Here is a 21063-nt window from a genome sequence, read left to right as displayed (position 1 = left end):
CGCTGCGCTCCGTGCGCCTTGCTCTCGAATTGCTCGCTACGATTGCCAGAGGTTTCCACATGCGCATCCTGGCGGTAGAGACTTCCACCGAGTATTGCTCGGTCGCGCTGTGGCAGGATGGCACGGTGAGCGAACGCTGCGAACTGGTCGGGCAGAAACATTCCGAAGTGCTGATGGCGATGCTGGATGGAGTGCTCAAGGATGCAGGCATCAGGATCGGCCAGGTCGACGGCATCGCGTTCGGCGAAGGCCCGGGCTCCTTTACCGGCGTGCGCATCGCCTGCGGCGTAGCCCAGGGATTGGCATTGGGTGCCGATGTGGGCGTGGTCGGCGTTTGCACGTTGCAGGCATTGGCGCAGGCGTCCGGCCGCGACAAGGTCATCGCGGCGCTGGATGCGCGCATGGGCGAGCTGTATCTCGCCGCTTATGAGAAACGCGATGGCAGCTGGCTGACAGTGATCGAACCCTGCCTGTGCAAAGCGGACATGGCCCCGGATGTTGCAGGAAACGGCTGGTTCGGTGCAGGCAGCGGGTTTGCAGTGAACACTGGTGTGCTGCAGGCGCATTACGGCCAACAGTTGGCGGGAGTGGATGGCAGTGCCGCGCCGCTGGCCAGTGCAGTCGCTGCACTGGCAGCAGGCGAATTCGTCAAGGGGAATGCGCTGGATGCCGCACAGGCTTTGCCGCTCTATCTGCGCGACAAGGTCGCATTGAAGACCAGCGAACGGGCATCATGATCCTGCGCGACATGACCGGAGCCGATCTGGATGCGGTGCTGCGCATCGAACGCGAGGTTCACACCCATCCATGGACGCAGGGAAACTTCAGCGATGCCTTGCGCAGCAAGTATGTGTGCAAGATCTATGAGGACAAGCACGACATATTGGGGTATGCGGTGCTGATGCTGGCCGTGGACGAAGCCGAACTGCTCGATATCGCGATCGCCGCGCAGCACCAGCGCCATGGCTGGGGGCGCAGATTGCTGGACGAGATGATGGCCGTGGCGCGCCGGCAGGGCATGCGCCGTGTCGTGCTGGAAGTGCGGGCATCCAATGCGGCGGCGATCGCGTTGTACCGCCAGGCCGGATTCTCCGATATCGGATTGCGCCGGGACTACTATCAGGCGGAGAATGGGCGCGAAGATGCGATCCTGATGGGGCGAGAGCTGTGAATATTCGAGACGAGACCGTTCTGCGCGAACTCAATCTTTACCCGTTATGGGTGCGGCGCGGCGTACCTGCAGAGGCCGATGTTGCGTCTTTGCCCGCAGCTCATGCCGAGACGTCGCAACCAGCTTTACCGGTTGCCGAGCAGCCGATGTTGCGGCAACAGACTGAGCCCCCCCCGGCGTCAACATTGAATTGGACCGACCTCAAGCGGGTGGTGCGCGACTGCAGCGCCTGCAAACTGCGCTCCGGCTGCACGCAGACCGTGTTCGGCGTGGGCGACGAAAAGGCTGAATGGCTGTTCGTCGGCGAGGGGCCGGGTGCAGACGAAGATGCTCAAGGCGAACCGTTCGTGGGGCAGGCCGGCAAGCTGCTCGACAACATGCTGGCGGCGCTCAGGCTGAAGCGCGGCGATAAGGTCTACATCGCCAATATCGTCAAATGCCGCCCGCCCAACAACCGCACGCCGGAGCCGGACGAGATCGCCACCTGCATGCCGTATCTGCAGCAGCAGATCGAACTGATCAAGCCCAAACTCATCGTGGCGCTGGGCAAGACCGCGGCGACGTCTTTGCTCGGGCGCGATGCAACGCTCGGCTCGCTGCGCGGCACCGTGCATGACTACCACGGTACGCCGCTTATCGTCACCTATCACCCCGCTTATCTGCTGCGCAGTCCGGCCGAGAAAGCCAAGGCCTGGCAGGACCTGTGCTTCGCCCGACAGAGGATGCTGCCGTGAGATTCGGAGATATCGGCCTGTCCACGCGTATCACTCTATGGGCATTGCTGTTCGTGGTGGCCGGCGGATTGCTGTGGATAAACCAGGACATGAAACGGGATCAGGAGAGCTACCTCAGCGAGCGTAGTGCCGATCTGAAAACGGATATTCATCTGGAGCAGGCTCGTCTGGCACAGTCCATCAGTGCGCTACGCAAGGACTTGCTGTTCCTTGCTTCAGTGCCACCGATCTCCGGCATCGTGCGTGCCAGCGCGAATGGCGGCATCGACCTGCGCGACAAGACGAGCATGGCAGTCTGGCAGGAACGTCTGCAGGAGATATTTGCCGCTTTTCTGCAGGCGCATCCGGAATATCACCAATTGAGCTACATCGCTGCGGCAGGCGAGGGCAGGGAATTGGTGCGCGTCGACAACAGCGGTGGCCGTATCGAAGTGATTCCCCGCGAGGCGTTGCAGGCAAAAGGCGACCAGGCATTCTTCAAGGCGGGTCTGGTGCTGACTGCCGGTCGTGTGCATCTGTCCGAGTTCACGCTCAATCAGGAGCATGGCAAGGTCGAGGAACCTCATCGTCCGACCTTGTATGCAGTGACGACCGTGTTCGATGCGAACGGGAACGTGTTCGGCATGGTGGTGATCAACAAGGATGTGCGTTCGCTGTTTGATCTGGTGTCAAATGGGTTGCAAGCTGATGTCCGGAGTTATGTCTCCGATCAATACGGGCATTATCTGCTCCGTCCTGAAGCTGGGCCGGCATCTGTTCCGGCAGAAGGAAACAGGGGGAATATTGCCGATGACTTTCCGGTGTTGAAGCCGGCATTCGCAGTCCAGAGCATGCAGGACGAGTCCGTCCAGACCATGAATGACGGGAAGGGGGGATACCTGGCGTTCGAGCGCATGTTCTTCGATCCCAGCGATCCGTCGCGATTCCTGCTGCTGGCCAACGATCTCCCGGCGAGTTCGAAAGCACACCGGTTCGATGCGATATCCCCGCCGAATCTGGCATATACGCTGCTGGGGATGTTGCTGGTGAGCAGCCTGTTCATGCTGATCCTGCGTCATACCTTTTCCCCGCTCAAGCGCATCACCGCGGCAGCGAAAGAGATCGCCGCCGGGAATCGGGATATCCGTCTGACGGAAACCGGCAAAGGAGAGATCGGCAAACTTGCCGATGCGTTGAACATGATGCTGGACAGATTGTCGGGCAGCGACCTGATCGAACGGGAGAATACGTTTCGCAAGGCGCTGATCGAGGCTTTGCCCGGTGTCTTCTACATGATCGACGCCCAGGGGCGGTTCATGATGTGGAACCACAACCTGGAGCAGGTGGTGCAACGCAGTCCGGAAGAGATGGCGTCCAGCCACCCGCTGGACTTCTTCGAGGGCGAGGACAAGGTCAATATCGAGAAAGCGATACGCCAGGTGTTCGAGGCGGGTGACGCGTCGGTGGAAGCGGAGCTGGTCGCAAAGGACGGCAGCAAGACGCCATTTCATTTCACCGGCAAGCGCGTGATGCACGAAGGGATGCCGATCCTGGTCGGCCTGGGATTGGATATCTCGAAACAGCGTGAAGATAGCCGCTTGAGCGAAGCGATGTTGCGGCGCAACGAGGCGCTGATGCGCAACTCGATGGAGGGGATCCACGTGATGGATGTGGATGGCAATCTGCTCGAAGCCAACGAAGCCTTCTGCAACATGCTGGGCTATGCCCGCGAAGAAATGATGCATCTCCATGTGACTGACTGGAACAAACAGTTCTCTGCGGGGGAGTTGCGGTCAAGGATGCAGTCGCGCATCGGCAAGAGCGAGACGTTCGAGACCGTGCATCAGCGCAAGGACGGGACCCTGCTGGATGTCGAGATATGCGCCACTGGCGTGGAGATCGACGGCAAGGGTTACATGTTCGCTTCCAGCCGCGACATCACCGAGCGCAAGAAACTGCTGTCCGTGTACCGGCGGTATATGCTGGTGCTCGAAACGGCGATGGACGGCTTCTGGATGGCCGATGCAAATGGCTTCCTGGAGGATGCGAACGAGGCCTATGTGAAGATGTCCGGTTACACGATGAAGGAACTGGTGGGCATGCATATCAGCGAGCTTGAGGCCAATGAGAGCGAGGAAGCTGTCAAAGCTCACATGGAAAAGCTCATGGCGCAGGGGTATGGCCGCTTCGAGACCAGGCACAGGCGCAAGGATGGGCGCGTGATCGATGTGGAGGTTGCGGTCACCTTCCTGGTCGAAACCGGGAAATTCTTCGTGTTCAGCCACAACATCACCCAGCGCAAGCAGGCCGAACAGGCGTTGCGCATAGCCGCGGCGGCATTCGAAACGCACGAAGCGATCCTCATCACCGATGCGCAGGTCAACATCATTCGCGTCAACAAGGCGTTCACCGATATCACCGGCTACACCCCGGAAGAGGCAATGGGCAAGAACCCGCGCTTCATGAGCTCCGGGCGTCATGACCGGGAATACTATGCGGCGATGTGGCAGCAGATCCTGGAGACAGGTACCTGGGCGGGCGAGATATGGGACAGGCGCAAGAGCGGCGAGATATATCCGAAATGGATGAACATCACCGTGGTGAAGAACGATCGCGGCGAGACGACGCAGTATGTCTCCATCTTCAGCGACATCACCGAGCGCAAGAAGGCAGAGGATGAGATACGCAACCTGGCCTTCTACGATCCGTTGACGCTGCTGCCCAATCGTCGTTTGTTCCTGGAGCGATTCCATACGGCGCTGGCAGCGTCTGCGCGCTATGGCGATTTCGGTTCCATCCTGTTCCTCGACCTGGACCGTTTCAAGCTGCTGAACGACAAGTTCGGCCACGATTACGGCGATCTGCTGCTGGTCGAAGTGGCGTCGCGCATCAAGGCATGCGTGCGCGAGATCGATACGGTAGCGCGTTTCGGCGGCGACGAGTTCGTGGTGCTGCTCGAAAGCATCAGCAGCGACAGGGAAGAGGCCGCACACAAGTCCGGCGTGGTGGCGGAGAAAATACGCGATGCCTTGTCCCGGCCCTACCGGCTCAAAGAGCTCGAATATCGCTGTTCGCCCAGCATCGGCATCAGCCTGTATCACGGCAACGACGACAGCATGGATGTATTGCTCAAGTATGCCGATGCCGCGATGTATCAGGCCAAGGACGCCGGGCGCAATAATGTGCGCTTCTACGACCCGGAGATGCAATCGCATTGGGAGTCGGAGCTGATGGAACAGTCACACGAAGGGAACGAATAATTTCACGCTATGTGACTGACAAAAGGCGGTAATTTTGCATTTCGGCCTTATAATGGCGGCAAAACCTCAACCGCCGCCATATGAAAAAAAGAACAGACGCGCTCAAAGTGCTGGTCGTGGAAGACAGCAAAGTCACCCTGAAGGTCCTGTGCAATTTCCTCGAACGCATGGATATCAAGCAACCCTTGACCGCCGAGACGGGCGCCGCCGCCATCGAGATCTATCGCAAGGAACGCCCCGATATCATCATGCTGGACGCGCAGCTGCCCGATATCGACGGCTTCGAGATCGCCAGGCAGATCCGTTCCTCCGAGAAGAAAGACGACTGGACGGCGATCATCTTCCTCACCAGCATGACCAAGGACGAGGACCTCGCGCGCGGCATCGAAGTCGGCGGCGACGATTACCTGATGAAGCCGATCAGCGAGGTGGTGTTGCATGCCAAAGTGCGCGCCATGCGCAGGCTGATCGAGATGCAGCGTTCGCTGGTCGATGTCAGCCACCAGTTGAATGCGGCCAACAAGGAGCTGCAACGCCTTTCCACCACCGACGGCCTGACCGGCATCGCGAATCGCCGCATGTTCGACGAGTTGTCGCTGCGCGAGTGGCGCCGTTGCGAACGCATGAAGAAACCGCTCGCGCTGGTGATGCTGGATATCGACAGTTTCAAACTCTTCAACGACCAGTTCGGCCACCAGGCCGGCGACGAATGCCTGCGTGCAGTCGCCGGGCAGGTGGCGCGTGCAGCACCGCGCGCAGCCGACTTGGCAGCACGCTATGGCGGCGAAGAGTTCGTGCTGGTACTGGGCGAGACCGATGCCGACGGCGCAAAATGGGTGGCAGAGAACGTCCGCCAGCATGTGGCCGAACTCGGCATCCCGCATGCCACGCCATCGCGGCGCGTCACCATCAGCTGCGGCATTGCTTCGGTCGAGCCCAAGAGCGGTTTTTCACTGGATGTCTTGTTGCGCTCCGCGGACCGTGCCCTGTATCAGGCCAAGGTCGAAGGACGCGATCGGGTCGTGGTTGGGGATTACGGCGAGGTCTGAAGTTCAGCGCGTGTGATCCGCCCAGTTATTGGGCGTCTCGAAAAGCCGCACCCTCTCCAGGCGCAGATGGTTGCCGTAGGTGTCGTGGTAGGCTCCCCGCAGCAGGTCGAATGCGACCCTGGCCAGATTCTCGGCTGTCGGGATGACGTCCATCACCACCGTCTTGTGCTCAGGCAGCGTGTCCAGGAAATCCAGCACCACCTTGTCGTTGCGATAGACCAGGAACGCGTGATCCCACTTGTCCACCACCTGTTCCTTGGCGATGCGCTTCACGTCCGAGAAATCCATCACCATACCCTGTTCCGAAACGCCCTCTGTGGTGATGATGTCGCCGGACAAGGTGATCTCGATGGCGTAACGATGTCCGTGCAGGTGTTTGCACTGGCTGTTGTGGTTGGGGATGCGGTGTCCGGCATCGAATTCCAGTCTTCGGGTGATCTGCATGATGGTTTGCTTCGGTTGGATTGGTGCGGATTATAGCTTGAACGCTCGCACCGCCGTCCTGAAAGCTGCCAACACTTCCTGCTCGGTCTCGCCGCCATAGCGCAGCGATGCGTAACGCGCGGCGATGTCGCGGATGCCTTCCGCAATGTCTGGACGCATGGCGGCGATGCGCGCCGCATAATCCATCGCTCCTTCATGCGGCGCACGCGGTAGTCCGGCCTTCCCCAGTTTGCGGCAGACCTTCAGCCATGCGGCCTGCACCGCGTCGATCTGGTGTGCGGTCAGGCGGCGCAACATGATCAGCGTGAAGATGCCCACGAGCAGGGCGACGCCGGCCAGCATGTCGATCGCCAGCTTCTGCCAGGTGATGTCTTCCATGCCCAGGCGGGTCAGGAATGCGAACTGACGCTCGGTGTCGTAGCCCAGCACCCACTGGTTCCACTGATTGGTCAGAGCGTCGAGGTTGAACCTCAGCTTGAGCAGCAACGGCGATTGCGTGCGGGCAAGGAACGGCAAGGCTGCGTCATTCGGCAAGGCGGCGTTAAGGCCGTTCTGTATCCGTGCCGGGGAGATGGCGGCAGTGGGATCGATGCGTACCCAGCCGCGATCCTGCAGCCATACCTCAGCCCAGGCATGCGCATCGGACTGGCGCAGGATGTAATAGCCGCCCAGTTCGTTGTATTCGCCGCCCTGGTAGCCGGTCACCACGCGTGCCGGTAACCCCGCCGCGCGCATCAGGAAAACGAAGCTGCCGGCATAGTGTTCGCAGAAGCCTTTTTTCGAGTTGAACAGGAAATCGTCCACGCTATTGAAACCGAGCAGCGGCGGTTCCAGCGTGTATTCGAAACCGTTCTGGTTGAAATAGTTGAGCGCGGTGCGTATCAATGCGATATCACTGTCGCTGCGCGCGCGCCAGTCTGCAGCAAGTTTCCTGGCCTGCGGGTCATAACCTGGCGGCAGGGCGAGGGCGCGCCGCAATTGCTGCGGCGGCTCGCCGGGATTGGCGCGATAGGAGAGCTCCGAGGTGGCGTTATAGCGGATACGCGCATTCACCGGCGTCCGGTTGAGCAATTGGAAGTCCGGTGCGAAATCGGCAGGGATGGAGATCCTGGCCGGCATGTCCAGTGCGAACAGCCAGCGCCTGTTGTGCGGCTCCAGCGTCACGGTGTAATCCACGGGCATGCCGGCATCGGCGAGGGTCGGGCGTTGCAGGGTGGCGTTGTGGCCGCGCGTCCAGGTCGTGCCGTCGAAGTCCCATAACACCGGCCCGCGCCAGTACATCTGTTCGCGTGTCGGTACCTTGCCGCTGAAGGTGACGCGGAACGCCACCGCATCGGAGAGCGACAGCTTGCTCATGCTGCCCGGCGCCATCCGGTCGGTCAGGCCGCTGCTGGCATAGGCGTCCTGCGGCAATCCCCACAGCGGCCCCTGTACGCGCGGGAACAGCACGAAGATGATGAGCGACAGCGGGATGGCCTGCAGCAGCAATATGCCGGCGATGCGCAGGCGCGGTTTGAGTGCGAGCGCGCCGGTCTGCATGTGCACCCATGTGGCCATGATGACCAGCAGCGTGAGCAGCATGTACAGCGCGGTGGGGATGCTCTGCGAGTAGAAGAAATTGGTGATGATGATGAAGCAGGAAAGATAGACCACTATCGTGACGTCGCGTACCGCACGCAGTTCAAGCAGCTTGAGCGTGGCCAGCATGATCAGCAGCGTGACGCCGACCTCGCGCCCGAACAGGGTGTGGAAATTGACGGCAATGGCCAGCACGCAGGCGACGGTGACGGCGAGCAGCAGCCAGCGCGCCGGCAGCGGGTTGCCGCTGTAGTTCAGGTAGCCGCGCCAGGCCAGCAACGCCGCACAGACCGCGCTGACCCACAGCGGCAGGTGCTCGGCGTGCGGGGCGCTCACCATCAGGATGCAGGCGATGAGGCCGTAGACGAGTTGGGCGGAGAGCTTCATGTTTCAACCAGCCCATACAAAGCCAGCCTGCGCAGACATTCCGCTCGATGCCCGGCATTGTGTTGCGGAGCGATTTCGCTATCCGGCAGGCGCAGCCCGTATAGCAGTCCTTGCGCGTCGGCATCCAGCACCCAGCGCGTAAGCAGTTGCAGCTTCATCTCTTGCGCGATGTTCGGCAGCAGCGACCAGTCCAGCCACAGCTCCTGACCTTGTTGCGCGGAGAATTGCTTGACCTGCAATCCTTGCTCGCGCGCCAGTGCCTTCCAGGCGATGCGCGGCATCGCATCGCCCGCGACATAGTTGCGCAGGCCGGAGAAGTCTTCGTCGCCTGCGGCAAGGTATTTGCCGGTGCCATCCCGCACGGAGGCGGCGGGCAGGGGCTGCGGCGCCGCAGGTCTGGGGTAGACCAGGCAGCGCACGTCGAAATGGATATACGTCCACGCATGGAACAGCCCCAGCGGGTAATGGGTGTACAGCGTCAGCCGTCCGCTGTCCAGCCAGCCGCGCTGCGTCGACGGGATGGCGAGTTCGATAGGGGTGGAGCGCTGCGCATCCAGGTCGAACACTGTGTGGCGCCCATCGTCGTCATGCAGATGGAGTTGGTAACGGGGCAGTGTGCCGGGATTGTTGAAATGGAATACGAAGCGGGCCTGCTCCCCGGCAAACACCGGGTCGACATGGCCGGCGCGTATCTCCAGCTGCGCCATGTTGCGGAATGCATGCAGCATGGTCATGCCGGCCGTCGTGGCGAGCAGGAAGGTGAGCACATAACCTAGGCTCAGGTTGTAGTTGATGTCGCCCAGCAGCATCAGCGCCAGCACAAAGGCAAAGCCGAATCCCTGGCGGGAAGGGATGATGTAGATGCGGCGCTGGTTGAGCACCAGCGTGCCGCTTTCGACAGCGCGGCGGAATGCCCAGTTGCGGAAGCCTTGTTTGAGTGTGGTGAACACGGCTTTAACGAGAGTCCCGCGCAGCGGTTCGATCGCCTGGCTCCGCCCCCCTCGCTTCGCTCTCCCCGCAAGCGGGATAACCAGCGACTTGCCCGCTTGCGGGCGTAGTCGATTGGCTAGTAGTTCTACCAGGGGATTGTGGTGAGGGGACGGGCGCGGCGATTTTCATATTCAAAGACAGCTGAATGCCCTGCCCGTCAGGGAATGGCGACCGCCTCGACCAGGTCGCGCGCCAGTTTGTCGCCGTCGGAGGCCTGGATGTCCTGTACGCTCTGCAGTCGATGGCTGGCCACACCCGGCAGTACCGCCTGGATGTCCTCTGGAATGACGGCATTACGCCCATCAAGAAGCGCCCAGGCGCGGGCGGCGGCGAGCAGCGAAAGCCCGGCACGCGGCGACAGACCGTGCACATAACGGGCCGATTCGCGGCTGTGACGCAGGATGGCCTGCACGTAATCGAGCAGCGCCGGAGAGGTGAACACCTGTTTGACCTGCTGTTGCAGATCCATCAGTTCGGCGATCTCCATTTGCGGTGTGAGCTTGGCAATGAGGTCGCGGCGCTCGACGCCGGCCAGCAGTCCGCGTTCTGCCTGTTTGTCCGGGTAGCCTAGCTGGATGCGCATCAGGAAGCGGTCGAGCTGGGATTCCGGCAGCGGGAAGGTGCCGATCTGGTTGGTCGGGTTCTGTGTGGCGATGACGAAGAACGGCACCGGCAGCGGGCGCGTCTCGCCCTCGCTGGTGACCTGGTGTTCTTCCATCGCTTCCAGCAGTGCGCTTTGCGTCTTGGGCGTGGCGCGGTTCACTTCGTCGGCGAGGATCATCTGTGCGAAGATCGGGCCGGCGTGGAACTTGAATTCGCCGCTGTCGCGCTGGTAGATCGAGACGCCGAGGATGTCGGCGGGCAGCATGTCGCTGGTGAACTGGATGCGCTGGAACTGCAGGCCGAGCGTCTTGGCCAGTGCATGCGCCAGCATGGTCTTGCCGACGCCGGGCAGGTCTTCGATCAACAGATGCCCGCGTGCCAGCAGGCAAGTGAGCGCCAACCTGATCTGGCGGGGCTTGCCGAGGATGACCTGCTCGGTCTGGGCGATGACATTGTGCAGTGGGTGGGTCATACGACTCCTTAGATCAGGACAGCTGCGACCACTTTGCGGTCTTCGGCGACGAGAATGTTGTAAGTGCGGCAGGCGGCAGGGGTATCCATGAATTCGATGCCGATGCGGGCCTTGATGAGTTCCCGGTACAGCTCGGGATGGGCGAACTGCTGTCTGGCGCCGGTGCCGAGCAGCAGCACTTCCGGCTGAAGCGCGAGGAAATACTCGAAATGCGCTGAAGTCAGCGCGGCAAAGTCCGTGGCAGGCCAGTCGGTGCGGACTTCTGCGGCCATCACCACGATGGGCTGCCGGTAGCGATGGGTATTGACCGAGACATAGCCTTCGCCGTGCCCGGTGAACAGTTTCTGGCCTGAGTCTGTTTGAAGTTGCAGTGACAAAGCGGTGTCTCCATTTGCGGCACATGGCGGCGGCGCGGTAGAATCGCGACCTTTGCAACGCCTGGCCTTGATGTCGATGATTCTACCATTGGCGCAGGTTCGGCAGATTAGGAAGCGCTCACGTGAAATCCGAAAAAGACACGCCCAAACCCGTATTGAAATCCGCCAAGCTGGCCAATGTCTGCTATGACATCCGCGGCCCGGTGATGGCGCGTTCCAAGCAGATGGAAGAAGAGGGGCAGCGCATCATCAAGCTGAACATCGGCAACCTGGCACCGTTCGGCTTTGACGCGCCGGAAGAGGTGCAGCAGGACGTGATCCTCAACCTGCCGAACTCGTCCGGCTATTCGGATTCCAAGGGCCTGTTCGCCGCGCGCAAGGCGATCATGCATTACACCCAGCTGAAGAAGATCGCGGGCGTCACCATCGACGACATCTACATCGGCAACGGCGCTTCCGAACTCATCGTCATGTGCATGCAGGGCCTGCTCAACCCGGGCGACGAGGTGCTGGTGCCGGCGCCCGACTATCCGTTGTGGACGGCGGCGGTCACGCTGGCGGGCGGCACGCCGCGCCATTACATCTGCGACGAGGCCAATGAATGGAATCCGGATCTGGCCGACATGCGCAGCAAGATCACGAAAAACACGCGCGCCATCGTCGTCATCAACCCGAACAATCCGACCGGTGCGGTGTACTCGGACGAAATACTGAAAGAGATCATCCAACTGGCGCGCGAGCACAACCTCATCATCTTCGCCGACGAGATCTACGACAAGGTGCTGTATGACGGGGTGACGCATACTTCCATCGCTTCACTGGCCGACGACGTGTTGTTCGTCACACTCAACGGCTTGTCCAAGAACTACCGCGCCTGCGGTTACCGCTCCGGCTGGATGGTGGTCTCCGGTGCGAAGAAATCGGCGCAGGACTATCTGGATGGGTTGAACATCCTCGCCTCGATGCGCCTGTGTTCCAACGTGCCGGGCCAATACGCGATCCAGACCGCGCTCGGCGGCTACCAGAGCATCAATGACCTGGTCGCACCCGGAGGCAGGTTGTACAAGCAACGCGAACTCGCCTGGAAGCTGCTCACTGCCATTCCCGGGGTGACCTGCGTCAAGCCCAAGGCTGCGCTGTACCTGTTTCCGAAGCTTGATCCCAGGATGTACCCGATCGAGGACGACCAGAAATTCATCCTCGAACTGCTGGAACAGGAGAAGGTGTTGATCGTGCAGGGCAGCGGTTTCAACTGGCCGCATACCGACCACTTCCGTGTGGTGTTCCTGCCCAATTCCGACGACCTGACGGAAGCCATCGCACGCATCGCACGTTTCCTCGAGAACTATCGCAAGCAGCACGGCACCAATTAACGAAAGAGAGTCATGAGCATCAAACCAATCAATGTAGGTCTGTTGGGCATCGGTACAGTCGGCGGCGGTACCTTCACCGTGCTGCAGCGCAACGCAGAAGAGATCACGCGCCGAGCCGGTCGCCCCATCCGTATCACGGTGGTGGCAGACAAGAATCTGGCCCTGGCCAGAAATGTCACCGGCGGCAAATGCCGGGTCACTGACGATGCATTCTCCGTGGTGGCCGATCCGGAAGTCGATATCGTCGTCGAACTCATCGGCGGTTACGGCGTGGCGAAGGAACTCGTGCTGAAAGCGATCGCGAATGGCAAGCATGTGGTCACCGCCAACAAGGCATTGCTGGCTACGCACGGCAACGAGATCTTCAAGGCCGCGCAGGACAAGGGCGTGATGGTCGCGTTCGAGGCGGCAGTGGCCGGCGGCATCCCCATCATCAAGGCGCTGCGCGAAGGACTTTCCGCCAACCGCATCGAATGGATCGCCGGGATCATCAACGGCACCACCAACTTCATCCTGTCCGAGATGCGCGACAAGGGCCTTTCCTTCGACACGGTGCTGAAGGAAGCACAGCGTCTGGGTTATGCCGAAGCCGACCCGACCTTCGACATCGAAGGCGTGGATGCGGCGCACAAGATCACTATCCTGGCTTCGCTGGCATTCGGCATCCCCATGCAGTTCGAAAAAGCCTACATCGAAGGTATCTCCAAGCTCGATGCGACCGACATCAAGTACGCCGAACAACTCGGCTACCGCATCAAACTGCTGGGCATCACCAAACGCACAGCGGAAGGTGTGGAGCTGCGCGTGCATCCCACGCTGATCCCGACCAAGCGTCTGATCGCCAATGTCGAAGGCGCAATGAATGCGGTGGTGGTGCAGGGCGACGCCGTTGGAGCGACCTTGTATTACGGCAAGGGCGCCGGTGCCGAACCGACCGCCAGTGCGGTGATCGCCGACCTGGTGGATGTGACACGCATGGCGACTTCCGACCCGCAGAACCGCGTGCCGCACTTGGCGTTCCAGCCGAACGCGATGGCTGATCTGAAGGTGCTGCCGATGGACGATGTCATCACCAGTTATTACCTGCGCCTGCGCGTGCAGGACAAACCCGGCGTGCTGGCCGACATCACGCGCATCCTGGCCGACGAGCAGATATCCATCGACGCCGTGATCCAGAAGGAACCGGGCGAAGGCGAAGACCAGACCGACCTCATCATGCTGACCCACCAGACGCGCGAGAAGCGTATCAATGCGGCGATTACCAAGATCGAAGCCTTGGGCGTGGTGGCAGGGAAGGTGACCAAGCTGCGACTGGAAGAGCTGGGGAAATAGGCTGTCATTCCGGCGCAGGCCGGAATCCAGTTGATTCAATAGTCCCGCGCAGCGGGACAAATGCTAGTTGTCGGCTTCGCCGGATTCTATGTTTCACTGGATTCCGGCCTGCGCCGGAATGACGGATTAAAGAGAGCGAACGATGAAATACATCTCCACCCGCGGCAACGCGCCCGCCAAGACCTTCACCGATATCCTGCTGGGCGGCCTGGCACCGGACGGTGGCCTGTACCTGCCCGAGCAGTACCCGCAGGTGACGCGCGCCGAGCTGGATGCCTGGCGCAAGCTGTCGTATGCCGATCTGGCCTTTGCCGTCTTGTCCAAGTTCGCCACCGACATCCCGGCGGCCGACCTCAAGGCCATCGTCAGCAAAACCTATACCGCGCAGGTCTACAGCAACGGCCGCAGCGACAGCAACGCTGCCGACATTACCCCGCTGCGCAAACTCGCCGATAACGTTTACATCCTCGAACTCTCCAACGGCCCGACGCTGGCGTTCAAGGACATGGCGATGCAGCTGCTCGGCAACCTGTTCGAATATGCGTTGGCGAAGCAGCATGAAGAGCTGAACATCTTGGGTGCGACTTCCGGTGACACCGGTTCCGCTGCCGAATACGCCATGCGCGGCAAGCGCGGCATCCGTGTGTTCATGCTGTCGCCGAATGGCAAGATGTCCGCGTTTCAGCGCGCGCAGATGTACTCGCTGCAGGACCCGAACATCCACAACATCGCCATCAACGGCATGTTCGACGACGCGCAGGACATGGTGAAGGCGGTGTCCAACGATCACGCGTTCAAGGCCAAATACAAGATCGGCACCGTCAACTCGATCAACTGGGCGCGCGTGTCGGCGCAAATCGTGTATTACTTCAAGGGCTATTTCGCCGCGACGAAATCCAACGACGAGCAGGTCGCGTTCTCGGTGCCGTCCGGCAACTTCGGCAACATCTGCGCCGGCCACATCGCGCGCATGATGGGCCTGCCCATCGGCCAACTCATCCTGGCGACCAACGAAAACGACGTGCTGGATGAGTTTTTCCGCACCGGCGTGTACCGTCCGCGCGGTACCGACCACACCTACGAGACCAGCAGCCCGTCGATGGATATCAGCAAGGCCAGCAACTTCGAGCGCTTCGTGTTCGACCTGGTCGGTCGCGACGGTGCCAAGGTGCGCGAATTCTGGAGCAAGGTGGACAAGGGCGGCTCGTTCGACATCAAGGGCACTTCATACTGGAACGATCTGCCGAAGTTCGACTTCGCTTCCGGCAAGAGCACGCACCAGGATCGCCTCAAGACGATCCGCGAAGTGTGGCAGGAATACGGCGTGATGGTGGATACGCATACCGCCGATGGCCTGAAAGTCGGTCTGGAACAGCGTCGCCCCAGCCTGCCGCTGATCTGCCTGGAGACTGCGCTACCGGCCAAGTTCGCCGAAACGATCCGGGAAGCGCTCGGGTGCGAGCCGGAACGTCCTGCCGGTCTGGAAGGTATCGAGGATCTGCCTCAGCGCTGCGAAGTGATGGATGCGGATGTGGCGAAACTCAAGTCGTTCATCGCTACAAGCGTACCGCTGTAATTCCCGAACCTCATCCCGGTGAGGCGGGATGAGCTTACTTGCAAGGTCGGGGCTGTGCACTGGCTTTCGAACACCGTGCTTATCTTTTCTGTCAGTGCGTTCCTGAATTGGCGTTTGCGCTTGACGCGAGACCGGTGATTGTTCTTGATTTCGCTTAGCGGTTTTTCTTCCGTGATGGTCGGCAGATAGTATCCCAGGTCGTTGATCGCGCTGGCGCCAGCGGACACCCAGAATTCGTCGTAGGAAGAGAGCGCTGTGCCTTTGCGGCTGCCGCAAAGACAGACCTGGTTGCTGGCGCTGACACCGACGATGCCCGTTATGTTCATCGATAAGGAAATTGCGCGGACCGCATCGAGCAGCAAGGTGGCGGGCGCAATATCCTGGCACGACTTGGTGGCGCGCCTGATGGATTCCCAGCAGTTGTTGACACCTTGAACCCTGCCAATGAAAGAGACCTGCTTATCCCGCAGCCCCAATGCTTTCCCCGGTGCAAAAGTAAATGACAGAGTGAAGATGACGGCATCATCTTCGCTGAACTCCAGAAACAGTTCTCCCTCTTCGTTCTTGGGGTAACTCAGGCTGATCCCATAGCGGTGTTCGTCGGTCGTGCACTCCCAGAGCATGATCTTTCCGCGGCAGATCCGGCCGATGAAGTCCGGCCGGATCCAGTTATTCAGGAAGCGATAATGGTTGGACAGGATGGCAGAGCGTGTATGGATATCAAAAGAACGAGCCAGGTATTTGCGCAGATATTTGAAAGCGGATCTTGGATGCTGTCGTGCCAACTCTCTGGTGTGCGGCAGGGAAAGCGCATGGGCAACTTCAATATGGGCGGAAAGTTTGCGCAGAAAGGTGATCGCCAGAAACTTCCGGAATGCATAGACGAAACCGCATTGCTGGAATTGGCTGAGGAAGATCTGTGTCGATTTGGCAAGGACATGTTCTGGGTGAGTCGTCGGCATATCTGCGCAGTGATCGAAAGATGTGCGCGAATGTTAACGATGCCGACGAGTGAGGGCTGTAGGGGGGTAGCTGGAAATGGAATGTATCTTGCCGCAACACCGGATAAGGGAATCCACTAGTTGAAGTTGCTAGGCTTCGTTCGCTCGTTCAAAATGCGCGCCGATGAGATGCTCGGCGGTTTTCCGGGCATGTGGAGCGATGATGACTGGCAGCCTGACGGTTACAAAAGTCGGTAACGGCTTGGTTAAAAGAATAGATCAAGTACTATTTTCCCTTCCGCGCACTTACCTGGCAGCGGGGATACTTTCCATTCAGGCGTTGCTGTTTTATGCCTATTCGATCTCCGGCGTGTGGGTTCCACTGGGGATCTTTTACCTGCTGAATCTGTATTTTGCAGCCAAGTACCTGGGGGCGCGTTTTTCGTTCATCCTCGCTTTCGTTGCGGCAACCGGCAAGACATTGATCAAGGTCGGTTTCTATCCGGACGATGCACTCTGGTGGCACGCGCAGTGGCAGTTCGTCTCAACCCTGTCGATATATACCCTGTTCTGTTATTTGATGAATGCGCAACTTAGCGGACGCAGGCATGCGGAAGAAGCGCTGGACAAACTGTCGAAACTGAACGAGGCCATCATCACCAATGCGGATTCCGGCATCATGGTGTTCAGGGATGATGGCGAGTGCCTCATCGCCAACTATGCAGCCGCGAGGATACTCGGTTGTCCTTTGGATCGGTTATATGGCTTGAACTATAAAGACGATGCAACCTGGTTTATGCAGAGGTTGCTGGCGGCCGGACGAGAAGCGATGCGCTCCGGCGAAGAGCGGAAATTCACCGCAAAACTCTGCACGGTTGCCGGTCGTGACGTGTGGTGCGCTACTTCGATACGGCAGATCAAGCGCGCAGACACCTCGTACATGCTCATGGTGTTCACTGATATTTCGGCATACAAGGAGTCGGAGGATGCGCGGCAGCGTGCCGACAAGGAAACGGCAGTCGCACTTGCGCGCGCCGGCGTGGCGGAACGCAAACTGCTCAGCATCAGCGAAGAAACGCAACAGCGTATCGGTCGCGAACTGCACGACGATCTGGGGCAGCTGTTGACGGGGGTGGCCTTCATGTCGGAAGTCCTGTTCCAGAAATTGAAGGATGCCGGCATCGAAGAGATGCGGGACGCATCCAAGATCACCATGCTGGTGAACGAGGCGATGTCACGGACCCGTTTACTGGCGCATGGCTTGTATCCGGCGGAATTGGGTGAAAAGGGACTGTGCCGAATGATGGAAAAGTTCGCCGGATATGTAGAGGGTATCTATCGCATAGATTGCGATTTTTACTGCCAGCCGGGTTGCCAGATCGAAGGTTCCGATGTTGCGATCAATCTGTTCCGTATCACCCAGGAAGCCGTCAGCAACGCAGTCAAGCACGGGCATGCCAAACATGTCGAATTAAGGGTCGTGAATTCACCCTCCAACCGGATGATGGTGGAGATCCTGGACGATGGTTGCGGCATAACGGACGCAAAGGCAAGCGAAAGTGCCGGTCTGGGCATGCGCACGATGCGTTATCGGGCGGAATTGCTCGGCGCGGCGCTCGAGGTCGGTGCGCGCGATAGTGGCGGAACGAGAGTGGCAGTGACCCTGCCGGTACTACATTAGAGACGAGGAGTATATGCAATACCCATTCAGTGCAGATCGAAAAGCCAAAGTGATGGTGGTGGACGACCACGCCATCATCCGGCAAGGCATGTTCATGCTGATCAATCGGGAGCCGGACCTTCATGCCTGTTGCGAGGCGGCGAACATCGAACAGGCGGTTGAAGTCAATCGTGCCTGCAAGCATGACATCGCCATCGTGGACATTTCGCTGGACAATGCATCCGGTCTGGAACTGGTGCGGCGATTCCAGTTCCTGTTTCCGGATCTGCCGATCCTGATATTGTCGATGCATGATGAGTCCATCTATGCGGAAGCGGCGCTGAAGGCCGGTGCGCGCGGCTATCTGATGAAGCAGATGGCGACCGATGTGCTGCTGCATGCGATGCGCAAGATACTGCAGGGCGACCTGTACTTGAGCGACCAGATGCATTCGCGCATGCTGAAAAAGATGATGGGTAACCAGAAGAGCGATTCGCCGGTGGCCAATCTGTCGCCCACGGAGCTCGAGGTCTTGCACCTGGTCGGACTGGGGATGGGAACCAGCGAGATCGCCGCCAAACTGGTGCGCAGCATCAAGACCATCGAATCGCACAAGGCCAATATCAAGAAGAAGCTCAATCTGGATAGCGGCAACCAGCTCACCCTGTTTGCCATCAATCTGGTCTCATCGCGCGTAAGTTAACCTGGATTGTCGCCTGACATTAAGAGGTATGAACCATGTTCTATGGAATCCCAAAGGGCAGAGAAAGGGACTTGCAGCAGGCACTCGCCACAATAGAGGATATCTATAAAGGGCAATTCTATTGCAATGACATGATCGTATGCCTGTGGCGGAATCTGTCGTTCCGGAATGACCAGAGGTTCATGTCGAGTTTCTATGATTCCGTCACGAACGAACAGGAGAGCAGCCTGGTATGGCGTCTGCATACGCTGGTCTGGGCGGCAAAGAATGCCTTGAATGTCGCCGGAGATTTCGTCGAATGCGGAGTATTTAAGGGGTTTTGCTCGGAAGTGTTGCTGAAGTATCTCGACTTCGGGAATCTGCCCCGCCAGGCATACCTCTATGACACGTTCGCGGGACTGCCGGAGAAAACTTCGACCGAGCAGGAGCGGCGGACCTGGGACTATACGCAATATGACTCGGAAGCAATCTATGGCGAGGTCCAAAAAAAGTTCTCCAGATATGCCAACGTGAAGATCGTCCGTGGCATCGTGCCGGACTCTTTTTCAGTGGCAGCTCCAGAGAAGATCGCTTTCCTGCATATCGACATGAACTCCGAGCAGGCCGAGATGCTGGCGCTGGAACATCTGTTCGACAAAGTGGTTCCCGGAGGCATGATCGTGCTGGACGACTTTGGCTGGACTTGCAATGTCAATCAAATGAAGGCCGAACTGGCATTCATGGAAAAACGCGGACATTCCATCCTGGAAATCCCGACGGGCCAGGGCATAGTGATCAAACATGCCTGACCGCAAATGAGTCAGAATCAATCCATATTCACTGGAATTGCGTTTTCCCTTGTAATCGATCGTGTTTGATAGTTGGGAAAGATGGATGTAATCTCTGCCACGTGATTGGTCTTTCTATCAAGTGGTTCCATCGTAACTGGAGCGGCTTGCCCTGGATTGGTGGTACTCGCATGCTGCAATGTGCTGTGATATTGGGCGGGGGGGATATGAGATTCGCAAGATTGCCATGTTGGGCGTTGTCTGGGCTGGTGCTGGCGGCGGGCATGGCACATGCTCAAGACGCCATCAATCAGAATGAAAGAATCAAGACCGCCGCCGCGGCGGGAACTGCCGAATCGACGCAGCAGTCGGCAGCCATCGAACGGCAGAAGTTGCTGCAGGACGCAGCCAATCTGATCAAATCCGGCAAGTCGAAAGACGCCTACCTGTTGCTGGAGCCGGAACAATCCATACGCGCCGGGGATCCGGATTACGACTATTTGCTGGGTATCGCCGCCCTGGACAGCGGCAAACCGAACGAGGCGATATTTGCGCTGGAGCGCGTGCTTGCGGTAAGACCCAACCACTTGCAGGCGCGCGCCGAGATCGCCCGGGCATATCTGGCCGTCGGCGAAAAGGCAGCCGCGAAGCAGGAATTCGAAACGGTCCAGAGCCAGAATCCGCCCAAAGAAGTGAATGCCACCATCCAGCGGTTCCTTGATGCCATCAATCAGGGGCAGGGCGGTGAAGCCACGATGCTGAGCGGTTATCTCGAAGCGGACGTGGGTAGCGACAGCAACGTCAACAGTGCGACCGGCAGCAACCAGGTTGCGATCCCCGCTTTTGGCGGTGCGGTCGCGACATTGAATGCGAGCGGCATTGAGACCAGGGCCACCTTTGCGAATGTCAGCGGTGGCGCCAATGTCCGTCATGCCCTGGATGCCGAATGGTCGATATTCGGCGGTGCGAACGTCAACCAGCGCCTGAACTCGAAACAGTCCGTTTTCAACACGCGTGGCCTGGACGGCAATGTCGGCTTCAATCTGACCAAGGCGGAAGACAGCTATTCCGCCGCCCTGCAGTTGCAGAGCTTCGATGTCGACAACAAGCGTTACCGGAATGGCACCGGCATGACCCTGCAGTGGCAGCATGACCTGAGCCAGAGAAGCAGCCAGGCCAGCGGCTATTTCCAGTACACCAACCTGAAGTATCCCGGGCAGTCGGTTCGCGATGCCAACCGCTATGTGCTTGGTGTGGCCTATGCCAGCGTGCTGGGCGGCGAATATACGCCAGCCGTCTATTTCGGCGCCTATGCGGGCACGGAAAAGGAGAAACAATCCGGCGTACCCTATCTCGGCCATAAGCTCTTCGGCATGAGAGTCGGCGGCGAAATGAATATCTATGCGCAGGCTAAACTGTTCGGCTCTTTGAGCGCCGAATCGCGCAATTACGGCGGTGATGACCCGTTGTTCCTGGTCACGCGCAAAGACACCCAGGCAGACCTGAAAGTGGGCGTCAACTATGAGATGGCCAAACTCTGGACGCTCACCCCCCAGATCAGCTACACCAAGAACAAATCCAACATCGTCATCAATGACTACAAGCGCACCATATTCAGTGTCGGTCTGCGCCGCGACTTCAATTAACCTGTGTCGGCATAGAGGAGA

The 21063-nt window shown here is 59.3% G+C and carries 18 protein-coding genes; 12 read left to right on the top strand and 6 right to left on the bottom strand.

All coding sequences use genetic code 11. The annotated features are described in order from the left end of the window. Positions 1-59 precede the first annotated feature (59 nt). The 5 genes from tsaB (at position 60) to SLIT_RS11115 (ending at position 6193) form a co-directional block, all read left to right on the top strand. On the top strand, positions 60-737 hold the full coding sequence (tsaB, locus tag SLIT_RS11135) for a tRNA (adenosine(37)-N6)-threonylcarbamoyltransferase complex dimerization subunit type 1 TsaB (protein ID WP_013030355.1): 678 nt from the start codon (positions 60-62) through the stop codon (positions 735-737). Further along, positions 734-1171 (top strand): ribosomal protein S18-alanine N-acetyltransferase, encoded by a 438-nt coding sequence (gene rimI / locus SLIT_RS11130; protein ID WP_013030354.1) that lies wholly within the window; start codon positions 734-736, stop codon positions 1169-1171. The genes tsaB and rimI overlap by 4 nt, the downstream gene beginning before the upstream one ends. Next, positions 1168-1905: a uracil-DNA glycosylase gene (locus tag SLIT_RS11125; RefSeq protein WP_013030353.1), complete on the top strand. Its 738-nt coding sequence runs from the start codon at positions 1168-1170 to the stop codon at positions 1903-1905. Before rimI ends, SLIT_RS11125 begins: the two co-directional genes overlap by 4 nt. After that, on the top strand, positions 1902-5144 hold the full coding sequence (locus SLIT_RS15335; RefSeq protein ID WP_013030352.1) for a PAS domain S-box protein: 3243 nt from the start codon (positions 1902-1904) through the stop codon (positions 5142-5144). The genes SLIT_RS11125 and SLIT_RS15335 overlap by 4 nt, the downstream gene beginning before the upstream one ends. 80 nt (positions 5145-5224) lie before the next feature. After that, a complete protein-coding gene (locus SLIT_RS11115) occupies positions 5225-6193 on the top strand; it encodes a diguanylate cyclase (RefSeq protein WP_013030351.1) in 969 nt (322 codons plus the stop codon). 3 nt (positions 6194-6196) lie between these two features. Here the strand turns inward: SLIT_RS11115 and queD are convergent, their stop codons facing one another. From queD to SLIT_RS11090, 5 genes are all read right to left on the bottom strand, one after another. After that, positions 6197-6637, bottom strand: coding sequence for a 6-carboxytetrahydropterin synthase QueD (gene queD, locus SLIT_RS11110; RefSeq protein ID WP_013030350.1), 441 nt, complete (start codon positions 6635-6637; stop codon positions 6197-6199). 30 nt (positions 6638-6667) lie between these two features. Then, positions 6668-8602, bottom strand: a complete 1935-nt coding sequence (locus SLIT_RS11105; RefSeq protein WP_013030349.1) for a transglutaminase TgpA family protein — start codon at positions 8600-8602, stop codon at positions 6668-6670. Beyond that, on the bottom strand, positions 8599-9552 hold the full coding sequence (locus tag SLIT_RS11100; RefSeq protein WP_013030348.1) for a DUF58 domain-containing protein: 954 nt from the start codon (positions 9550-9552) through the stop codon (positions 8599-8601). The genes SLIT_RS11105 and SLIT_RS11100 overlap by 4 nt, the downstream gene beginning before the upstream one ends. Positions 9553-9749: 197 nt before the next feature. Then, entirely contained in the window at positions 9750-10667 is a 918-nt protein-coding gene (locus tag SLIT_RS11095) for an AAA family ATPase (protein ID WP_013030347.1), read from the bottom strand. An 8-nt stretch (positions 10668-10675) separates the two neighbouring features. Further along, positions 10676-11044 carry an Mth938-like domain-containing protein gene (locus SLIT_RS11090; protein WP_013030346.1) on the bottom strand — a complete coding sequence of 123 codons (369 nt, stop codon included), beginning with the start codon at positions 11042-11044 and terminating at the stop codon, positions 10676-10678. A 122-nt stretch (positions 11045-11166) separates the two neighbouring features. On the opposite strand from SLIT_RS11090, the gene SLIT_RS11085 reads away from it, so the two are divergent. From SLIT_RS11085 to thrC, 3 genes are all read left to right on the top strand, one after another. Next, positions 11167-12417: a pyridoxal phosphate-dependent aminotransferase gene (locus SLIT_RS11085; protein ID WP_013030345.1), complete on the top strand. Its 1251-nt coding sequence runs from the start codon at positions 11167-11169 to the stop codon at positions 12415-12417. 18 nt (positions 12418-12435) lie between these two features. Then, a complete protein-coding gene (locus SLIT_RS11080; RefSeq protein ID WP_041421276.1) occupies positions 12436-13749 on the top strand; it encodes a homoserine dehydrogenase in 1314 nt (437 codons plus the stop codon). Between the two features lie 142 nt (positions 13750-13891). Then, the gene (gene thrC / locus SLIT_RS11075; RefSeq protein WP_013030343.1) at positions 13892-15325 is read left to right on the top strand and encodes a threonine synthase; all 1434 of its coding nucleotides are present in this window, start codon (positions 13892-13894) and stop codon (positions 15323-15325) included. On the opposite strand, the gene SLIT_RS11070 is transcribed toward thrC, so the two are convergent. Then, on the bottom strand, positions 15253-16287 hold the full coding sequence (locus SLIT_RS11070; protein ID WP_013030342.1) for a DUF535 family protein: 1035 nt from the start codon (positions 16285-16287) through the stop codon (positions 15253-15255). The two genes, thrC and SLIT_RS11070, sit on opposite strands and share 73 nt — an antisense overlap. 199 nt (positions 16288-16486) lie before the next feature. Between SLIT_RS11070 and SLIT_RS15330 the strand changes: the two genes are divergently transcribed. From SLIT_RS15330 to SLIT_RS11050, 4 genes are all read left to right on the top strand, one after another. Then, positions 16487-17947, top strand: a complete 1461-nt coding sequence (locus SLIT_RS15330; RefSeq protein ID WP_190272131.1) for a PAS domain-containing sensor histidine kinase — start codon at positions 16487-16489, stop codon at positions 17945-17947. Positions 17948-17960: 13 nt separating this feature from the next. After that, positions 17961-18629 carry a response regulator transcription factor gene (locus SLIT_RS11060; RefSeq protein WP_013030340.1) on the top strand — a complete coding sequence of 223 codons (669 nt, stop codon included), beginning with the start codon at positions 17961-17963 and terminating at the stop codon, positions 18627-18629. Positions 18630-18811: 182 nt separating this feature from the next. Beyond that, complete coding sequence (locus SLIT_RS11055) at positions 18812-19417, top strand: TylF/MycF/NovP-related O-methyltransferase (protein ID WP_223293793.1); 606 nt, start codon at positions 18812-18814, stop codon at positions 19415-19417. A gap of 263 nt (positions 19418-19680) precedes the next feature. Next, complete coding sequence (locus SLIT_RS11050) at positions 19681-21042, top strand: surface lipoprotein assembly modifier (RefSeq protein WP_190272130.1); 1362 nt, start codon at positions 19681-19683, stop codon at positions 21040-21042. The last annotated feature ends 21 nt before the right edge of the window (positions 21043-21063 follow it).

The organism is Sideroxydans lithotrophicus ES-1 (genome assembly GCF_000025705.1).
GTDB classification, from domain to species: domain Bacteria; phylum Pseudomonadota; class Gammaproteobacteria; order Burkholderiales; family Gallionellaceae; genus Sideroxyarcus; species Sideroxyarcus lithotrophicus.
This window is presented reverse-complemented; position numbering and strand designations above follow the sequence as displayed.